This is a genomic window from Solibacillus silvestris, from assembly GCF_051967575.1.
Classification (GTDB): Bacteria; Bacillota; Bacilli; order Bacillales_A; family Planococcaceae; genus Solibacillus; species Solibacillus silvestris_B.
In genome coordinates, this window is the sequence record NZ_JBQCJW010000003.1 from 170,189 (window position 1) to 183,092 (window position 12,904).

General features: G+C 39.1%; 14 protein-coding genes, 1 tRNA gene and 1 pseudogene. 3 read left to right on the forward strand and 13 right to left on the reverse strand.

Annotated features, from left to right (window positions below):
• Positions 1–171: 171 nt before the first annotated feature.
• Both ACTHOQ_RS03195 and ACTHOQ_RS03200 read right to left on the reverse strand, forming a co-directional pair.
• Positions 172–1,230: a YkvI family membrane protein gene (locus tag ACTHOQ_RS03195; RefSeq protein WP_440494219.1), complete on the reverse strand. Its 1,059-nt coding sequence runs from the start codon at positions 1,228–1,230 to the stop codon at positions 172–174.
• A gap of 189 nt (positions 1,231–1,419) precedes the next feature.
• Positions 1,420–2,076, reverse strand: a complete 657-nt coding sequence (locus tag ACTHOQ_RS03200) for an SIMPL domain-containing protein (RefSeq protein ID WP_440494220.1) — start codon at positions 2,074–2,076, stop codon at positions 1,420–1,422.
• Positions 2,077–2,268: 192 nt separating this feature from the next.
• On the opposite strand from ACTHOQ_RS03200, the gene ACTHOQ_RS03205 reads away from it, so the two are divergent.
• Positions 2,269–2,895, forward strand: a complete 627-nt coding sequence (locus tag ACTHOQ_RS03205) for a hypothetical protein (protein WP_440494221.1) — start codon at positions 2,269–2,271, stop codon at positions 2,893–2,895.
• 343 nt (positions 2,896–3,238) lie between these two features.
• On the opposite strand, the gene ACTHOQ_RS03210 is transcribed toward ACTHOQ_RS03205, so the two are convergent.
• From ACTHOQ_RS03210 to ACTHOQ_RS03230, 5 genes are all read right to left on the reverse strand, one after another.
• The gene (locus tag ACTHOQ_RS03210; RefSeq protein WP_440494222.1) at positions 3,239–4,024 is read right to left on the reverse strand and encodes a helix-turn-helix domain-containing protein; all 786 of its coding nucleotides are present in this window, start codon (positions 4,022–4,024) and stop codon (positions 3,239–3,241) included.
• A 371-nt stretch (positions 4,025–4,395) separates the two neighbouring features.
• Positions 4,396–4,617 (reverse strand): hypothetical protein, encoded by a 222-nt coding sequence (locus tag ACTHOQ_RS03215; protein ID WP_440494223.1) that lies wholly within the window; start codon positions 4,615–4,617, stop codon positions 4,396–4,398.
• Positions 4,575–6,026, reverse strand: a complete 1,452-nt coding sequence (locus ACTHOQ_RS03220) for an aldehyde dehydrogenase family protein (RefSeq protein ID WP_440494224.1) — start codon at positions 6,024–6,026, stop codon at positions 4,575–4,577. The genes ACTHOQ_RS03215 and ACTHOQ_RS03220 overlap by 43 nt, the downstream gene beginning before the upstream one ends.
• A 362-nt stretch (positions 6,027–6,388) precedes the next feature.
• The gene (locus tag ACTHOQ_RS03225) at positions 6,389–6,547 is read right to left on the reverse strand and encodes a hypothetical protein (protein WP_440494225.1); all 159 of its coding nucleotides are present in this window, start codon (positions 6,545–6,547) and stop codon (positions 6,389–6,391) included.
• A 1-nt stretch (position 6,548) separates the two neighbouring features.
• The gene (locus ACTHOQ_RS03230; protein ID WP_440494282.1) at positions 6,549–6,719 is read right to left on the reverse strand and encodes an aldo/keto reductase; all 171 of its coding nucleotides are present in this window, start codon (positions 6,717–6,719) and stop codon (positions 6,549–6,551) included.
• A gap of 276 nt (positions 6,720–6,995) precedes the next feature.
• On the opposite strand from ACTHOQ_RS03230, the gene ACTHOQ_RS03235 reads away from it, so the two are divergent.
• Complete coding sequence (locus ACTHOQ_RS03235) at positions 6,996–7,496, forward strand: nucleoside-diphosphate sugar epimerase (RefSeq protein ID WP_440494226.1); 501 nt, start codon at positions 6,996–6,998, stop codon at positions 7,494–7,496.
• A 170-nt stretch (positions 7,497–7,666) separates the two neighbouring features.
• Positions 7,667–7,823 (forward strand): annotated as a pseudogene (locus ACTHOQ_RS03240) (IS4 family transposase); the annotation flags it as partial.
• Between the two features lie 268 nt (positions 7,824–8,091).
• Here the strand turns inward: ACTHOQ_RS03240 and ACTHOQ_RS03245 are convergent.
• The 6 genes from ACTHOQ_RS03245 to racE form a co-directional block, all read right to left on the reverse strand.
• Positions 8,092–9,639 carry a zinc-ribbon domain-containing protein gene (locus ACTHOQ_RS03245; RefSeq protein WP_440494227.1) on the reverse strand — a complete coding sequence of 516 codons (1,548 nt, stop codon included), beginning with the start codon at positions 9,637–9,639 and terminating at the stop codon, positions 8,092–8,094.
• 114 nt (positions 9,640–9,753) lie between these two features.
• Positions 9,754–9,827 (reverse strand) — tRNA-Arg (locus ACTHOQ_RS03250).
• A gap of 177 nt (positions 9,828–10,004) precedes the next feature.
• Positions 10,005–10,505 (reverse strand): YfcE family phosphodiesterase, encoded by a 501-nt coding sequence (locus tag ACTHOQ_RS03255; RefSeq protein ID WP_440494228.1) that lies wholly within the window; start codon positions 10,503–10,505, stop codon positions 10,005–10,007.
• A 110-nt stretch (positions 10,506–10,615) separates the two neighbouring features.
• On the reverse strand, positions 10,616–11,209 hold the full coding sequence (locus ACTHOQ_RS03260) for an XTP/dITP diphosphatase (protein ID WP_440494229.1): 594 nt from the start codon (positions 11,207–11,209) through the stop codon (positions 10,616–10,618).
• Entirely contained in the window at positions 11,209–11,961 is a 753-nt protein-coding gene (gene rph / locus ACTHOQ_RS03265) for a ribonuclease PH (RefSeq protein ID WP_440494230.1), read from the reverse strand. The genes ACTHOQ_RS03260 and rph overlap by 1 nt, the downstream gene beginning before the upstream one ends.
• A 131-nt stretch (positions 11,962–12,092) precedes the next feature.
• A complete protein-coding gene (racE, locus tag ACTHOQ_RS03270) occupies positions 12,093–12,893 on the reverse strand; it encodes a glutamate racemase (protein WP_440494231.1) in 801 nt (266 codons plus the stop codon).
• Between the last annotated feature and the right edge of the window lie 11 nt (positions 12,894–12,904).

Below are 12,904 nucleotides of genomic sequence, written 5' to 3' on the forward strand. Positions count from 1 at the left end.
TAAATCCGCCATTCCGCTCAGAAATCCGGAAGAGAAATCACTTTTCCTAACACATGAAGCTGATCTTATTGAAAGTCTTTTTACTTTTTATACTTTTCAACACATTGAATAATGCCGACGATCAATGCGGATTGTGCGCTCATTTCATTTTTCGCTTCCTGTCACGAATGTTCAACTATGCCGCTGCCTGCCAGTTTTATATGCCGACGAAAATAAAATCATCACTATTAAGCCCATCCCTAAATAGCCCATTATTACATACAATTTGCCGATTAGCGTTGTAAAACCTATGAGGCTCACCGCAAAACCTGCCAAACAGAGCAGCATGACAACGATTTTAAATGTAAAACGGTCCGGCTTTGCAATTCGTACTGCTAATATATAAAGCGTCCCTACAGCCGTACTATAAATCATCGCAAGCAAAATAAAGGACATGATGATGCCTGCTGCCGGGTGAATTTGCTTTGCCAGTTCAAGTGTTGGCATATCGACTCCTGCAACTACATCCATTTTTGCAAAAAGCGCTATATTAATGAGCAATATTAGCAAGCCAAGAATCATGCCGCCTAACGCCCCGCCTCTTGCCGCAGCTTTTCTGTCCTTTGTCGTCCCGCCCATCACAATGAGCATAGCTGCACCCGCTGCGATGTTATATGAAACATACAATATCGCACTTGGCAGCCAATGAGAAGTTGCGGAAGGCTGATTTTTCGCTATACCATTTAACTCATTTATCGAATAATCCATTGTAAATAAAGAATAGATCAAGAGAATAAATATAATGCCCAGTAAATATGGCATTAACGCTGCCATCATTTTAATAATGCTGTCCGCATTCAACAAAAGCGTAAAAATAACGGCAAGCGCCATCAGCATGCTTCCAAATGACTGCTCGAGATTGTACATTTGGTTAAAGGTGGAGCCTGCGCCAGCCAGCATGACAATGCCAATACCGAACAACACAAAAGAAATCAATTGATCGAGCACCGGCCCCAAAAAACGTCCTCCAATATAATGGATTCCTTCTTTATGTGAAGACGTCTGCAAATCGGAGCCAATTTGGGCAAGGCTCATCCCTAAAAATGCAAAAATGATTGTTGCCGCAACACACCCGAATATGCTCAGAACACCGAAGCTTGTAAAATACTGCATAATTTCCTGCCCTGAAGCAAAGCCTGCCCCGACTACCAAACTGACAAATGCCCCCGCAATTTGAATACTCTTTTTCAATTCGCACCTTCTTTACTTCACTTTTCATCATTGTTACTTTATGTATACAAGTTGGCTAATCATGCTTTTTTAAAAAAGATCGCACCGTTTTATAATGAATTTTTGATGGTGATTTCTATTTTACAAAAAAAACCTTAACCAATAGATTTCTCGATCGGTCAAGGGATATTGCAGATGCAAAATGCTGCATTAAAATCGGAATTTAACCCGAACAGCGGCAGTCACTGTTATTATTCCTGGCTCAATCGGGGTAACAGGCTGCTCATTGCTAAGCTTAAACGCTTTGAAGGGAATCGGCGCGGCGATATTGGACTCTTCAATTATTTCTACAGGCAAACTTTGCAAGTTTACGTGCATCGTTTCTGCCAGGGACCTCGCTTTCCCAATCGCATCCATAAGAGCGTATTGAAGCGCCTGGCGGTAGTGGGCATCTGCATTCAGCGTCTTAAATTGAATAGCCGATACATGATTTGCCCCGTTTTGTATCGCTGTATCGATCACCGTACCAACTTGACGAATATCCGTTATTTCCACAGTAATCGCATTTTGCACCTCATAACCTCTTAGCACTTGTCTTCCTTCTATGAAATCATAGTTTGGAAAAATTGTGTAAGCAGCCGTTTGTATTGCCTCTTCCGGAATGTTTATTGCATTCAGCGATTCAATGACACGATTCATAATGACCGCATTTTCTTGCTGGGCCATACTGACATTTTCCCCTTGTGTCCGAACTTCTATTTGTATTTGCGCAAAATCCGGCTGGACCGCGACTTCACCATTCCCTGTTACCGTCATTTCCCGTGGCGAGGCAGCGAATGGTTGAAAAAAGGTTTGCGGATAATACAACAGCATCCACCTTTCGTTTAATTCGTTTTCACTATACTATGCGCTTTGTCCAATGGAGTTGTTCATTTTGTTTTTTTCTTTTCTCGTGCATTCATTTTTAAATATTATAATTTGCTGGATCCCTCGTTTTCTCGCAGTCTATCTTTATGCTATAGTAGAATTTGCAAATAATTTAATGTATGGGGGTTCATCATGGAGACGAAAAGAATATCGCTGCATCGTGCACTGTCTGAATTAAAAATGCTTGGTGAACGGATCCAATCCGCCACATACCTTGTAGTGCTTGCCCGCGCCAACCGCAAAAGCAACGAAAAAATCGAAGGTATGCCAATTGATGAATACAAAAAAGGAATGCAAAGTTCCTACGACAAAGTGACAAGTCTGATCCAATACCGGAATAAACTGAAAGCGCTCGTTGTCGAATCAAATGCGGAAACAATCGTTCAAATCGGCGCAACTGAAATGACGGTGGCTGAAGCGATTGAACGCAAACAATCGATTAAATATGAAAAGGATTTAGTTAACCATTTGCGCCGCCAATATTTTGCAGCGATCGACGATGTAACAACAGCGAATGAAGCACTTCCCGAGAAGCTTGAAAATTATTTGATCAATATTCTGGGCAGCAAGGAAAAACAATCGCCGGAAGAAGTAAAACTGCATACCGATACGTTTATGAAGCGCAATGAATATGAACTTATCGACCCGATGCAAGCAAAGAAAACCATCGATGAACTTGCAGCTAAAATCGAGGAATTCGAGTCGGAAGTAGATGCAGTATTATCAGAATCAAATGCCACGACATTCATTGAGATTTAACTAATTTGCATGGCTTAGCGAAAACAGTAAACGTATCGGCGCTCGTGCTTTTGACTGTGTGCGAGTTGAAACAATCAAACAGTCACTTAACCTAAATCAAAATTTTACTTTATAGCAGAAAAGTTTAAAGCATAAAGATTAAAACTGAAATTTCAAATTTCAAACCTCTTAATTTTTAAAGCTCAACATTTAAATGATAAAGCTCGTTCAAATCCTGGAGCATGGTTTAGGTATGCCGGTACATGACCTTCTGTGGTTCCACCAGGCAGCTATTGTTGTGCAAAATCAATATGCCGGATTTGCTTTTATAAGCGAATCCGGTTTTTATTTTGAGGTATCCCCATCATCGCTCCTCCAGCCAATTGTAAAACGGTACCGGGCGCTTGCTTTGCTCGGCCTCAGTCTCCTCCGCCCGCGGCAGCACTTCACGTGCAATCGCCTTATCGTAAGCCCCTTTATAAATCGCGCGCAATGTTGTGCGGATCGTCAATTTCCCGTCATGAATATGCTGGATAATCCGCCATAGCGCATCTTTCGCAATCGTAAACTCCCTTTTGCTTTGCATTGGTGTCGCTAAAACCGCTGCCTGTAATCCATCCTTCAATTCGTCTTTCAGCGGCAGGCTCATCATGAATTCATACAATGTCTTTTGCCACTCGTTCATTCGTAATAGCGTATTATTATATATTTCTGTTAAAGAGCTTGTTTTAAAAAGATTAAAAGAACTAGTTTGCTTTTCCGAAAAGTAGCCGCTTTCCGCTATTTCATCCACTTCTTTAGCTGGGACCCGACCGGACATTTCCGATGGGACATGTAAAATCTGATAGATGTTCGCCCCTTTGATTCCATTCATTTTCGTGCTTGCGACAATTCGTAAAATGCCAAGCGCAGCCGCTTTTTTCACCGTGCGATAAACCGTTTTCGTGCTGATCCCTACACTATCGGCGATCGTCTGTGCCTTTAAATGGGCCGCTCCCGGATAACGAAGCGCCGATTGTGCAATGCGTAAAATCACACTGCGTTCACTTTCCGTTAAGTCATGTGCTGCAACATGCTGTGCCACCGCTTCGTCCATTTCCGCCACTGTATTAAATGTTTCGTATGTTTTCAAATATTCGAATACCATCATATGCATCTCCCTTCAAAATACATATGTCAGTAATGCAGGTGAAAAGGGGACAGCATTTTAAAAATAATTTAAATTTATTTATTGGGGGAAAGGCGTGAGGAAATTAAGAATGCATGCCTACTAAAAACTTTCTCATTAATATTTTCTTCTCTGTGCCTATATTGGCCTGTAGGTTTAACACAATAGGCAATTGATTCAAATAAAAAATCACGTCCGGTTACCGCTTTTCAAAATTAGCACTGCTCTTTCCATAGTAAACAGATTAATTATTCCCAAATTCAAACACTCCTGCTGAACACTCCACCTTATTGCTTAACTAAATTGATTTTCATTTCTTTTATAAGTTTGACCATAGAAAAACTGCCACCTAATTATTGGATATGTCTAATAATTAGGGGGCAGTTCATATATTTTACAGTTTCTATTTTTTCTTTTTTAATCAAATAAAAAGAGAAAGGGATCAGTGCAATGATAGTACCATATTCGGCAAACGTAAAATCATAGACCACTCTACTATTCATACCAACATCATTCCATTTTATTCGATCTATTAAAACGGATACTCTCGCGGATCTGTCTGAACTGAAATCCATTTTGTCGTTGTAAATTCATGGATGGCCCATTCGCCGCCATATCGACCTAAGCCGGAAGCTTTTTCCCCGCCAAAGGCAACGATCGGTTCATCATTGACTCCTTGATCATTGACGTGAATCATTCCTGTTATAATTTGTTGCGCCACTTCAACACCATGTTCAGTTGAACCTGCATGAACAGCACCGCTCAGTCCATAGTCGCTGTCGTTTGCAACGCGAATGGCTTCTTCTTCATTATCTACAACAATTACGCCTACAGCAGGTCCAAAAATTTCTTCCTGTGCAATCGGCATATCATTCGTAACATTCGTCAAAATAGTAGGAGCCAGCACATTGCCTTTTACTTCTCCCCGCAAGGCATATTCCGCCCCCTGCTCTAGACTTTGGTCGATTAACCGTTGAATTCGTTCGATTTGTTTATTATTGATGAGAGGACCAACAACGACATCCTCATTTCTGGGATCTCCGTATTTTATGTTCGATGCCTTATCCACGAACGCTTTTATAAACGCATCGTATACCGGGCGTTCGACAACAATCCGGTTCAGTGACATGCAAATTTGTCCGCTGTTTAAAAATTTACCGAATGAGGCTGAAGCAGCTGCTCTTTGAACATCAGCATCTTTCAGCACAAGCATGACATTGTTGCCACCAAGTTCTAAAGCCACACGTTTTAAATTTCTTCCACAAAGTTCCCCAATATGGCGTCCTACCTGCGTAGATCCGGTAAAGGAAATAATTTGAGGAATCGGATGTTCAACAAATGCATCTTTAATTTCTGATGAGCTGCAAACCGTAATATTTAGTAATCCTTTAGGGATACCAGCCTCTTCAAAAATTTCACCTAGAATGAGTCCGCCTGATATCATCGTCTGCAAATCAGGTTTAAGCACGACCCCATTGCCTGTTGCCAAAGCAGGGGCAAGGGAACGCATCGTTAAATGGAACGGGAAATTGAATGGACTGATAATGCCCACTACCCCGGCAGGATTATGATATACCCGGTTCTCTTTCCCAGGAATAATGGATGGCATTATTTGTCCATGCATCCGGAGAGGAAACGTAGCCGACTCTTTCATAATTCCGATCGCGCCGGTAATTTCAATATTGGCTTTAGTATGGGAAGCCCCATTTTCCTCCACTAAAATCTGAACTATTTCTTCTCTTCGTCGCTCTACAATTTGTGCAGCTTTTTCTATGATGGCTTGTCTTTGATATGGATTAACCTTCTCCCATTCTTTTTGTGCTTCTTTGGCCGCCTGATATGCCTCGTCTATATCCTTTTCATTCGCCAGGCGGATTTCTGCAATCGTTTCCTCATTGTAAGGATTCTGATCTGCATAAACTCTTTCGCTGCTTCCTTCTCTCCACTCCCCACCAATAAATTGCCTACTCCATTTTTTCTTCATAGGTATCATCCTTTCAACATTTGTGCAGTAGATATTCCGCCAACTATGGCATGCCTCATCATTTGGATGGATGCATGTACATATATCCTTTAAATATCCTGTATTTCTATGGGGAAAACTAAAAAGACAATTGTGTTTGCATAAGTTATATGAATGGTTGGTATTCTTTAAGATACATTAAGCACTTTCTTTAGCTCTGTTAGTATAAGTGCAAATCTTCACAATATACATGAAAAATGCATGCATTTCCAGATAAGCAGTGAATTAAAAAGAAAGCAGCACAGATTATTAGCCCAGTAATAATATTAGTAATAGTAAAACCTAATGCTCCCAACAATTCCCTTGCCTTGTACCTGGCTCCACTAGCTTATTTCTTGTAAATTTACAAGTGAGCACCCCTCACCAAGTGGGGGCCGAATACTTATAGCAATGCCCAATTCTTTACCGGCCGGCAAAATTTCGAACTCTGCTTCACGTAATTCCGGTGTGCAATGGATTTGCTGTGCAATCGGCGGTATCATATTATTTTCTGCTGCCCATGTATATGTCTTCGCAAGCGCCCAGCCGTTGTAATCGGATTCCCCAATGACGAATTTTACCTTTCTTAATTAAACCATTCATCTCTTGGACAGTTTCGCTAACCGGTACTTGACCATCCCAACAGTGCACATAATATAAACCAATATAGTCAATTCAGTACCAAGTCTTTTTAATTTTGTCCTTTCATGAAATAAGGCACAATTCTATAAAATTACTCCCGATAAAAAGAGCCTTCAAAATCATTTGGGACCTATTTAGTAATCTTCGTTTTTCCGTTGTAATCCTTTGTCGTATCTGAATGAGTAAAAAATAGTTGGTTAGCACAAAAATTCGGGTAAGTAATATAGGTAAGTCGTTGCACAGGGGAGCAATGAGCGAATAGGCTTTCTTTTTGCTGCCAAATCCAATCGATGGAAGGAGTGTTTGAAATTGAGTAAAAAGAAAGAAATCAGAAAATTAAAAGACCATGCATTTGCAGACCTTTGTTTAATTGAAAAAGAATTTCAGCAAATTGTAAAAAATACTTCGAATAAATCAGGTACTTTTAAATGGGTGGAGCTATTAAGCAATTATGAATTGGAAGAATTCTATGGACGCCGCAGAGACCGAAAATATGCAACGCTCACAGTTGAATTGTATTCAATAATTGAACAACTGTTAAAAGACATCTATAAAGTTATTTTTAAAGGTAAATATAGAAATAAATCCGCTAAAAATATAATTCTTGATTTAGAGGAGAAAATGGGTGATTGCTTAACTTTTAAGAATAATACTAAATTATTGGCGAATCTCAGAAGTTGTATAGTCCATGAAGAGTTCTCTTTAAAGGCTGCAAGAAAAAAAATAAATATTAAAAAGAAAAATAGAATATTATTCAAACAATTGATGAAGGATGTTGATCTGTATATAGAAAATATAGAGCTGAAATAATGTCGGGCTTTTTAAGTTGAAGATTCTTTCGTCTCTAATGCTAATCAACTCAAACTTCACAACTAAATAATTAGGCTCTTATTTGAAATCAATTTGGTTCATCTTGATTTTAAATAAGAGCCTTCACAAATTTATATTAATACAAAAAACACCTCATTCTCTAGTATAGTGTGGTTGTCGAGAAAACACTGCCAAAAGAATTAATATCGGTATTTCGTGAATTAGAAATTCTGAAACACCTTCGAAAAGCGGGTATTACTAAGAAATTTGGCTTTACTTTTTTTTATTTGTTTCAACTTTTTTTGTTTAATCTTTCATCACAAGAGTTAGTTCACCCTTTTAAATTCAAAGAAGGGAGACCGTTATCCTACCTTCGACCAAAAACTATCCTTGAAAGAACTATACAAGGTTGCTGCAACTGTTTCTGGCAAGAAAGGCATCATGTGCTCGATTCAAACCATAATGGCAAATGGGATTCCATTTAAGATTGTGTTTTTTTAAAACCGCAATAATCAAAGTAAATAGCTTGCCTAATTATATCAAGGCTTATTTGTCGATTTCAGTCAGCGAAGTTTGAGATAATTATATAAGAATCTTAAATAAATATATATTCACTATAATCTTCAAAAATACTCCACATATTTTGAAAATTTGCGTATTTTTGAGCCCTTGGATGTAATTTTTCATTATAATTCACATGATATGTTTGTTTATATCGGGTTATATAGTAAGCTTGCTCACTTTTCAAAGTAAATTGACATTTTGCGTGATTGTATAAAAAATCACAGCCGACTGCAAAGTTCTCTGTTTTTACATAGCTTATAATATCTTGAATAGCAAATCTCATTAAATCCTCTGTCAATATATTTCTACCTGTATTAAAGTCATATTCATTTAATAGAAAAACAAGGTCCCCTGATGCACGATTAGAAGCTATTTTTCTTACATCCTTATGTTCAATGCCATGCTCACTTTTTAATAGCTTTTTATGATCATAATGCCAATAATCGCCCTGCATTTCAAAAATAATACGAAGACCACTTTTTAATGTAGCTACACAATCATTGCGATAGAGTGTGCCTGGTAAGATTACTTCATCTTCAATAGATGCTTCCGTAAATAATTTTCTTATTACCGTTTTCATTAACTCGCCTGCTTTAGAATCCTTTATCATTAGTGCACATTGAGGACAATTGCTATTTTTAATGGTCCGATTATCAATAAAAGCTTCCCATGTATGGCCCTTCTCACATTTCCACCATACCAAACGATTTGTTGCAGCAGAAAGCATTTCTGACAAGCTTCCATTTTTTGAAACATCCCATTGTAATGCAATTTCTGGAAATTTCACTTTTAGTGAGTTGCATAAACTACACTTAAACGAAGTATAAAATTCGCCGTTTCTTTTTCTTGTTGTATATTTATTTGGTGTTGTTGCTTCCACCTCACTTTGGGTATATAGGCATTGAGGACAAGTTAAAAATATTTTCTTTTTACTCCCTTTTCTCCAAGACGAAAAAGGAAGATTATTATTTTTCTCCGGGTAATAATATGAAGCTAATTCTGAACGTACTTCGTGTAAAAATAATGTTTTATGTTTCAAATTTTGCATATAAAATTTTAGAAGAGGCCAACATCCTTTACAAATAGGTATTGCTTCATCTGAAACAAAGTCTTTAAAGGTTCTCTGACATACTCCATTACAATTTTCTCTACAACACTCTGCAGTAATCCTTGTTGCTGTACCATTCAAAGTACTAATAGAGAGTATCCTAAAACCCATCAACCTCAAACATTGACTAAGAGTTTCTTCAGTATGTTTACTTTTTTTCCTAAGTTGAATTTGCTTTTTATATTTTTTGACATCTGGTATTAAAAATTTATATTCGCATTCTTTTTCAAACCAAAATATAAAACCTTCAACTGACTTTCTTTTTCCTTTTAACACTTCATTCACTTTACTCCGACTACTTTTACTAATATTTAACGCATGTGCGGCTTCTGACGGAATACGGAAAGGTCCATAGATTGAATTAACTTTCTTGTATGAAACTTTTTTTTGAAAAGTGGTAACATTATTATCAACTATTATTTTCTGAGCGTAGATCAATGGCAACGTAAATTTCATTTCCTCATAAAACATTGTCCCACCCCTTAAATAGTACATACGTTCTTTTTATTGTACTATATATTAATGGTATAAAACAAAGAAAAAACCGCCATGCTCGATAAAAATCAAGTACGGCGGCTGCATATACGTCCCCAGTAGGATTCGAACCTACGACCGCGAGCTTAGAAGGCCCGTGCTCTATCCAGCTGAGCTATGGAGACATGTTTTTCATCACCAATTGGTAATAAAGACAATTTTTATTATATGGTACATTTCTTTTAAAGTCAACTATCTATTTTCAAATAATAATTATTCAACAAAAGTAATTTTCCACATTTCTTATTGCACTATAAAAAAGTGAAGCTCCATCTCAAATCAAAGCCTCACCTTTTTCCCGACTAGCGCTCAAAAAACATTTCGTCGATCAAATTATTATTATCGTCATAGCAATGCAATGTAAAGTTTGCTGGCGTTATTGTAAGCAAGACAAAAGACTTTTCTTTTATCCGCCGCGGCTTCAGTAAGCTGCCCGGATTAATAAAAAGAATATCATCAATATATTCCGCGCCCAGTACATGTGAATGACCAAAACATACGATTTGTGCACCGACTTCCTTTGCGCGGTAAATCAGTTTCATCGGAGAGTTTTTCACATCGTATAAATGCCCGTGTGTCACATACACACGATTTCCATTTACCTGAAACAGCATCTCCTCCAAATAGTTCTGGTCATGATCACAATTCCCTTTCACACGCTCTACTCCTTGCAGAGCTGGATGTGTATACGGCAATTCACTATCACCACAATGGATCACTTTATGCGCATCTGGATGGTAGCCCTTTACACGTTCAATGATTTCCTCGTCACCATGTGTATCACTCATAATCAATAGCTTCATTCGTATCCACATCCTTTACATTTCTTTACTTAGTGTGACAGCATTGAAACAAAAATTCAATCGTTATTAAACAAATTTTTACAATTTCCAGCAATTACCGAAAAAAATCGTTATTTCAGCAATTCCGCTAACTGTAATGCTAGCTTGCGAATCGCATTACCACGGTGTGAAATCGCACCTTTTTCATCGGCAGACAGCTCGGCCATATGCTTTTCCAATGCGGGCACATAGAAAATCGGGTCATAACCGAATCCGTTTGTTCCCTTCTTCTCATGTGCAATGACACCTTCACATGTACCGAATACCGTTTTCGTTTCCATATTTGGACCTGCAATCGCCAAAGCACAGCAGAAACGGGCGTTACGCTGTTCTTCCGGAATGTCCTTCATGTTTTCCAGCACTTTCACCATATTCGCCTCATCGTCATGATCGCCGGCATAACGTGCTGAATATACACCAGGTTCACCGTTTAATGCATCGATCGCTAAACCGCTGTCATCGGCAATCACGATTTGGCCAAGCATGTTCGCTAACGTTTCCGCTTTTAAAATTGCATTTTCCTCAAAAGTCGTACCTGTCTCTTCAATTTCCACATCTGGTGCAACTTCGAACATCGTGACAACTTCATAGCCGAATGGTCCGAATAGTGCTTCAAAGTCTTTCGCTTTTCCTTTGTTCTTTGTTGCGATTACTACTTGTTTCATTATGCTTCCACCTTTCCGATCAAGTTTGCGATGTCGCCCAATGCTGTTTTTTGCATGTCGATCAGCTGTGCAATGCCTGCTTCTCCTAAATCAAGTAATTCATTCAGTTCTGCACGGCTGAATGTCGCTTCTTCTCCAGTTCCTTGCAACTCCACAAATTCGCCGGCACCTGTCATAATAATATTCATATCGACTTGTGCAGCTGAATCTTCCACATAGTTCAAATCCAATACTGCGCCAGTGTTTTCCAGTTTTCCGACACTTGTAGCAGCTAAATAATCCGTAACCGGGAATTTCCCGAATGGTTTTTCTGTCGCTAACTTGGCAATAGCTTGTGTCATTGCTACGAATGCGCCTGTAATCGATGCCGTACGCGTTCCACCATCTGCTTGGATGACGTCACAGTCAATCCATACCGTTTTTTCGCCTAATGCTTCCAGATCAACAACAGCCCGTAATGCTCGGCCGATTAAGCGTTGAATTTCCATTGTGCGACCACTAACCTTCCCTGCAGAGCTTTCACGGCGTGTGCGTTGCTCTGTAGCGCGTGGCAGCATTGAATATTCAGCCGTAATCCAGCCTTTTCCTTGTCCACGTAAAAAGCCTGGTACTTTGTCTTCAATTGTTGCTGTACATATTACTTTCGTATGTCCAACCGTAATTAATACCGAGCCTTCCGGATGCATTAAATAATTATTATCAATTTGAACCGGACGTAATTCATTCACAGCTCGTAAGTCATGTCTAGTCATTCGTGACCTCCTCAATTTGTTCGCGCACTTATCTTAACACACTTTAAGATTGGTCTAAAGCGGAAATGCACGATACACAAGCAAAAAGGCTCAAATTAGACAATATGCCTAAACTAAGCCTTTTCATTACTTTATTGTTCAAATGAAATTTTGCGAATGTCCAATTTATCTTGCTCCAGCCAACGTTCCGCTATTGAACGGAAAATCGGCACGGAACCAGAAGCATGCAGTATATGCTGTGGCGGCTCTATTTCAGTACGCAGTTGCCCTTTATAGCTTAAAATTGCTTCGACATCTTTTGCCGTTTCTTCGGCAGATGACAGCACATGAATATGTGGCCCGACTGCCGCTTCAATTTGCTTTTGTAAAATAGGATAATGTGTACAGCCTAAAATGACTGTATCGAAACGTACTTCTTCCAACGGCTTTAAACCTTTCGCAACAAGGTCATAAGAAAATTGCCCTTCATATTCGCCACTTTCAACAAGCGGAACAAAAGTTGGGCACGCAAGCGGTATAATTGCCGCTTTAGTCGACAACGATTTTACCGCAAGCTCATATGCACCACTTTTGATCGTGCCTTCTGTTGCGAGTACGACGATCTCGTTTTTCCTCGTCTTTTTTATTGCCGCTCGTGCTCCCGCATTAATTACACCTAAAACTGGAAATGGCATATGCTTCTGTAAACTTTCCAATGCAACGGCTGTCGCTGTATTACACGCAATGACAAGCATTTTCACATTCATCTTTTCAAGCACTTTTGCCATTTGCCATGTAAAGTTGCGCACTTCTTGTTTTGAACGGGGCCCATAAGGACAGCGCGCCGTATCGCCTATATAATATATTGTTTCATTTGGCAAAAGCTCCATTATCGCTTTTGCAACGGTTAAACCGCCAACTCCAGAATCGATTACACCAATTGGGGCATTCACTTGTACCGCCT

Bases quoted from the DNA above. Each gene is read 5' to 3' on its own strand.
- ACTHOQ_RS03205 (WP_440494221.1), top strand. From the start codon at position 2,269: ATGGAGACGAAAAGAATATCGCTGCATCGTGCACTGTCTGAATTAAAA.
- ACTHOQ_RS03210 (WP_440494222.1), bottom strand. From the start codon at position 4,024: ATGATGGTATTCGAATATTTGAAAACATACGAAACATTTAATACAGTG.
- ACTHOQ_RS03215 (WP_440494223.1), bottom strand. From the start codon at position 4,617: ATGGATTTCAGTTCAGACAGATCCGCGAGAGTATCCGTTTTAATAGAT.
- ACTHOQ_RS03220 (WP_440494224.1), bottom strand. From the start codon at position 6,026: ATGAAGAAAAAATGGAGTAGGCAATTTATTGGTGGGGAGTGGAGAGAA.
- ACTHOQ_RS03225 (WP_440494225.1), bottom strand. From the start codon at position 6,547: ATGATACCGCCGATTGCACAGCAAATCCATTGCACACCGGAATTACGT.
- ACTHOQ_RS03245 (WP_440494227.1), bottom strand. From the start codon at position 9,639: ATGTTTTATGAGGAAATGAAATTTACGTTGCCATTGATCTACGCTCAG.
- ACTHOQ_RS03255 (WP_440494228.1), bottom strand. From the start codon at position 10,505: ATGAAGCTATTGATTATGAGTGATACACATGGTGACGAGGAAATCATT.
- ACTHOQ_RS03260 (WP_440494229.1), bottom strand. From the start codon at position 11,209: ATGAAACAAGTAGTAATCGCAACAAAGAACAAAGGAAAAGCGAAAGAC.
- rph (WP_440494230.1), bottom strand. From the start codon at position 11,961: ATGACTAGACATGACTTACGAGCTGTGAATGAATTACGTCCGGTTCAA.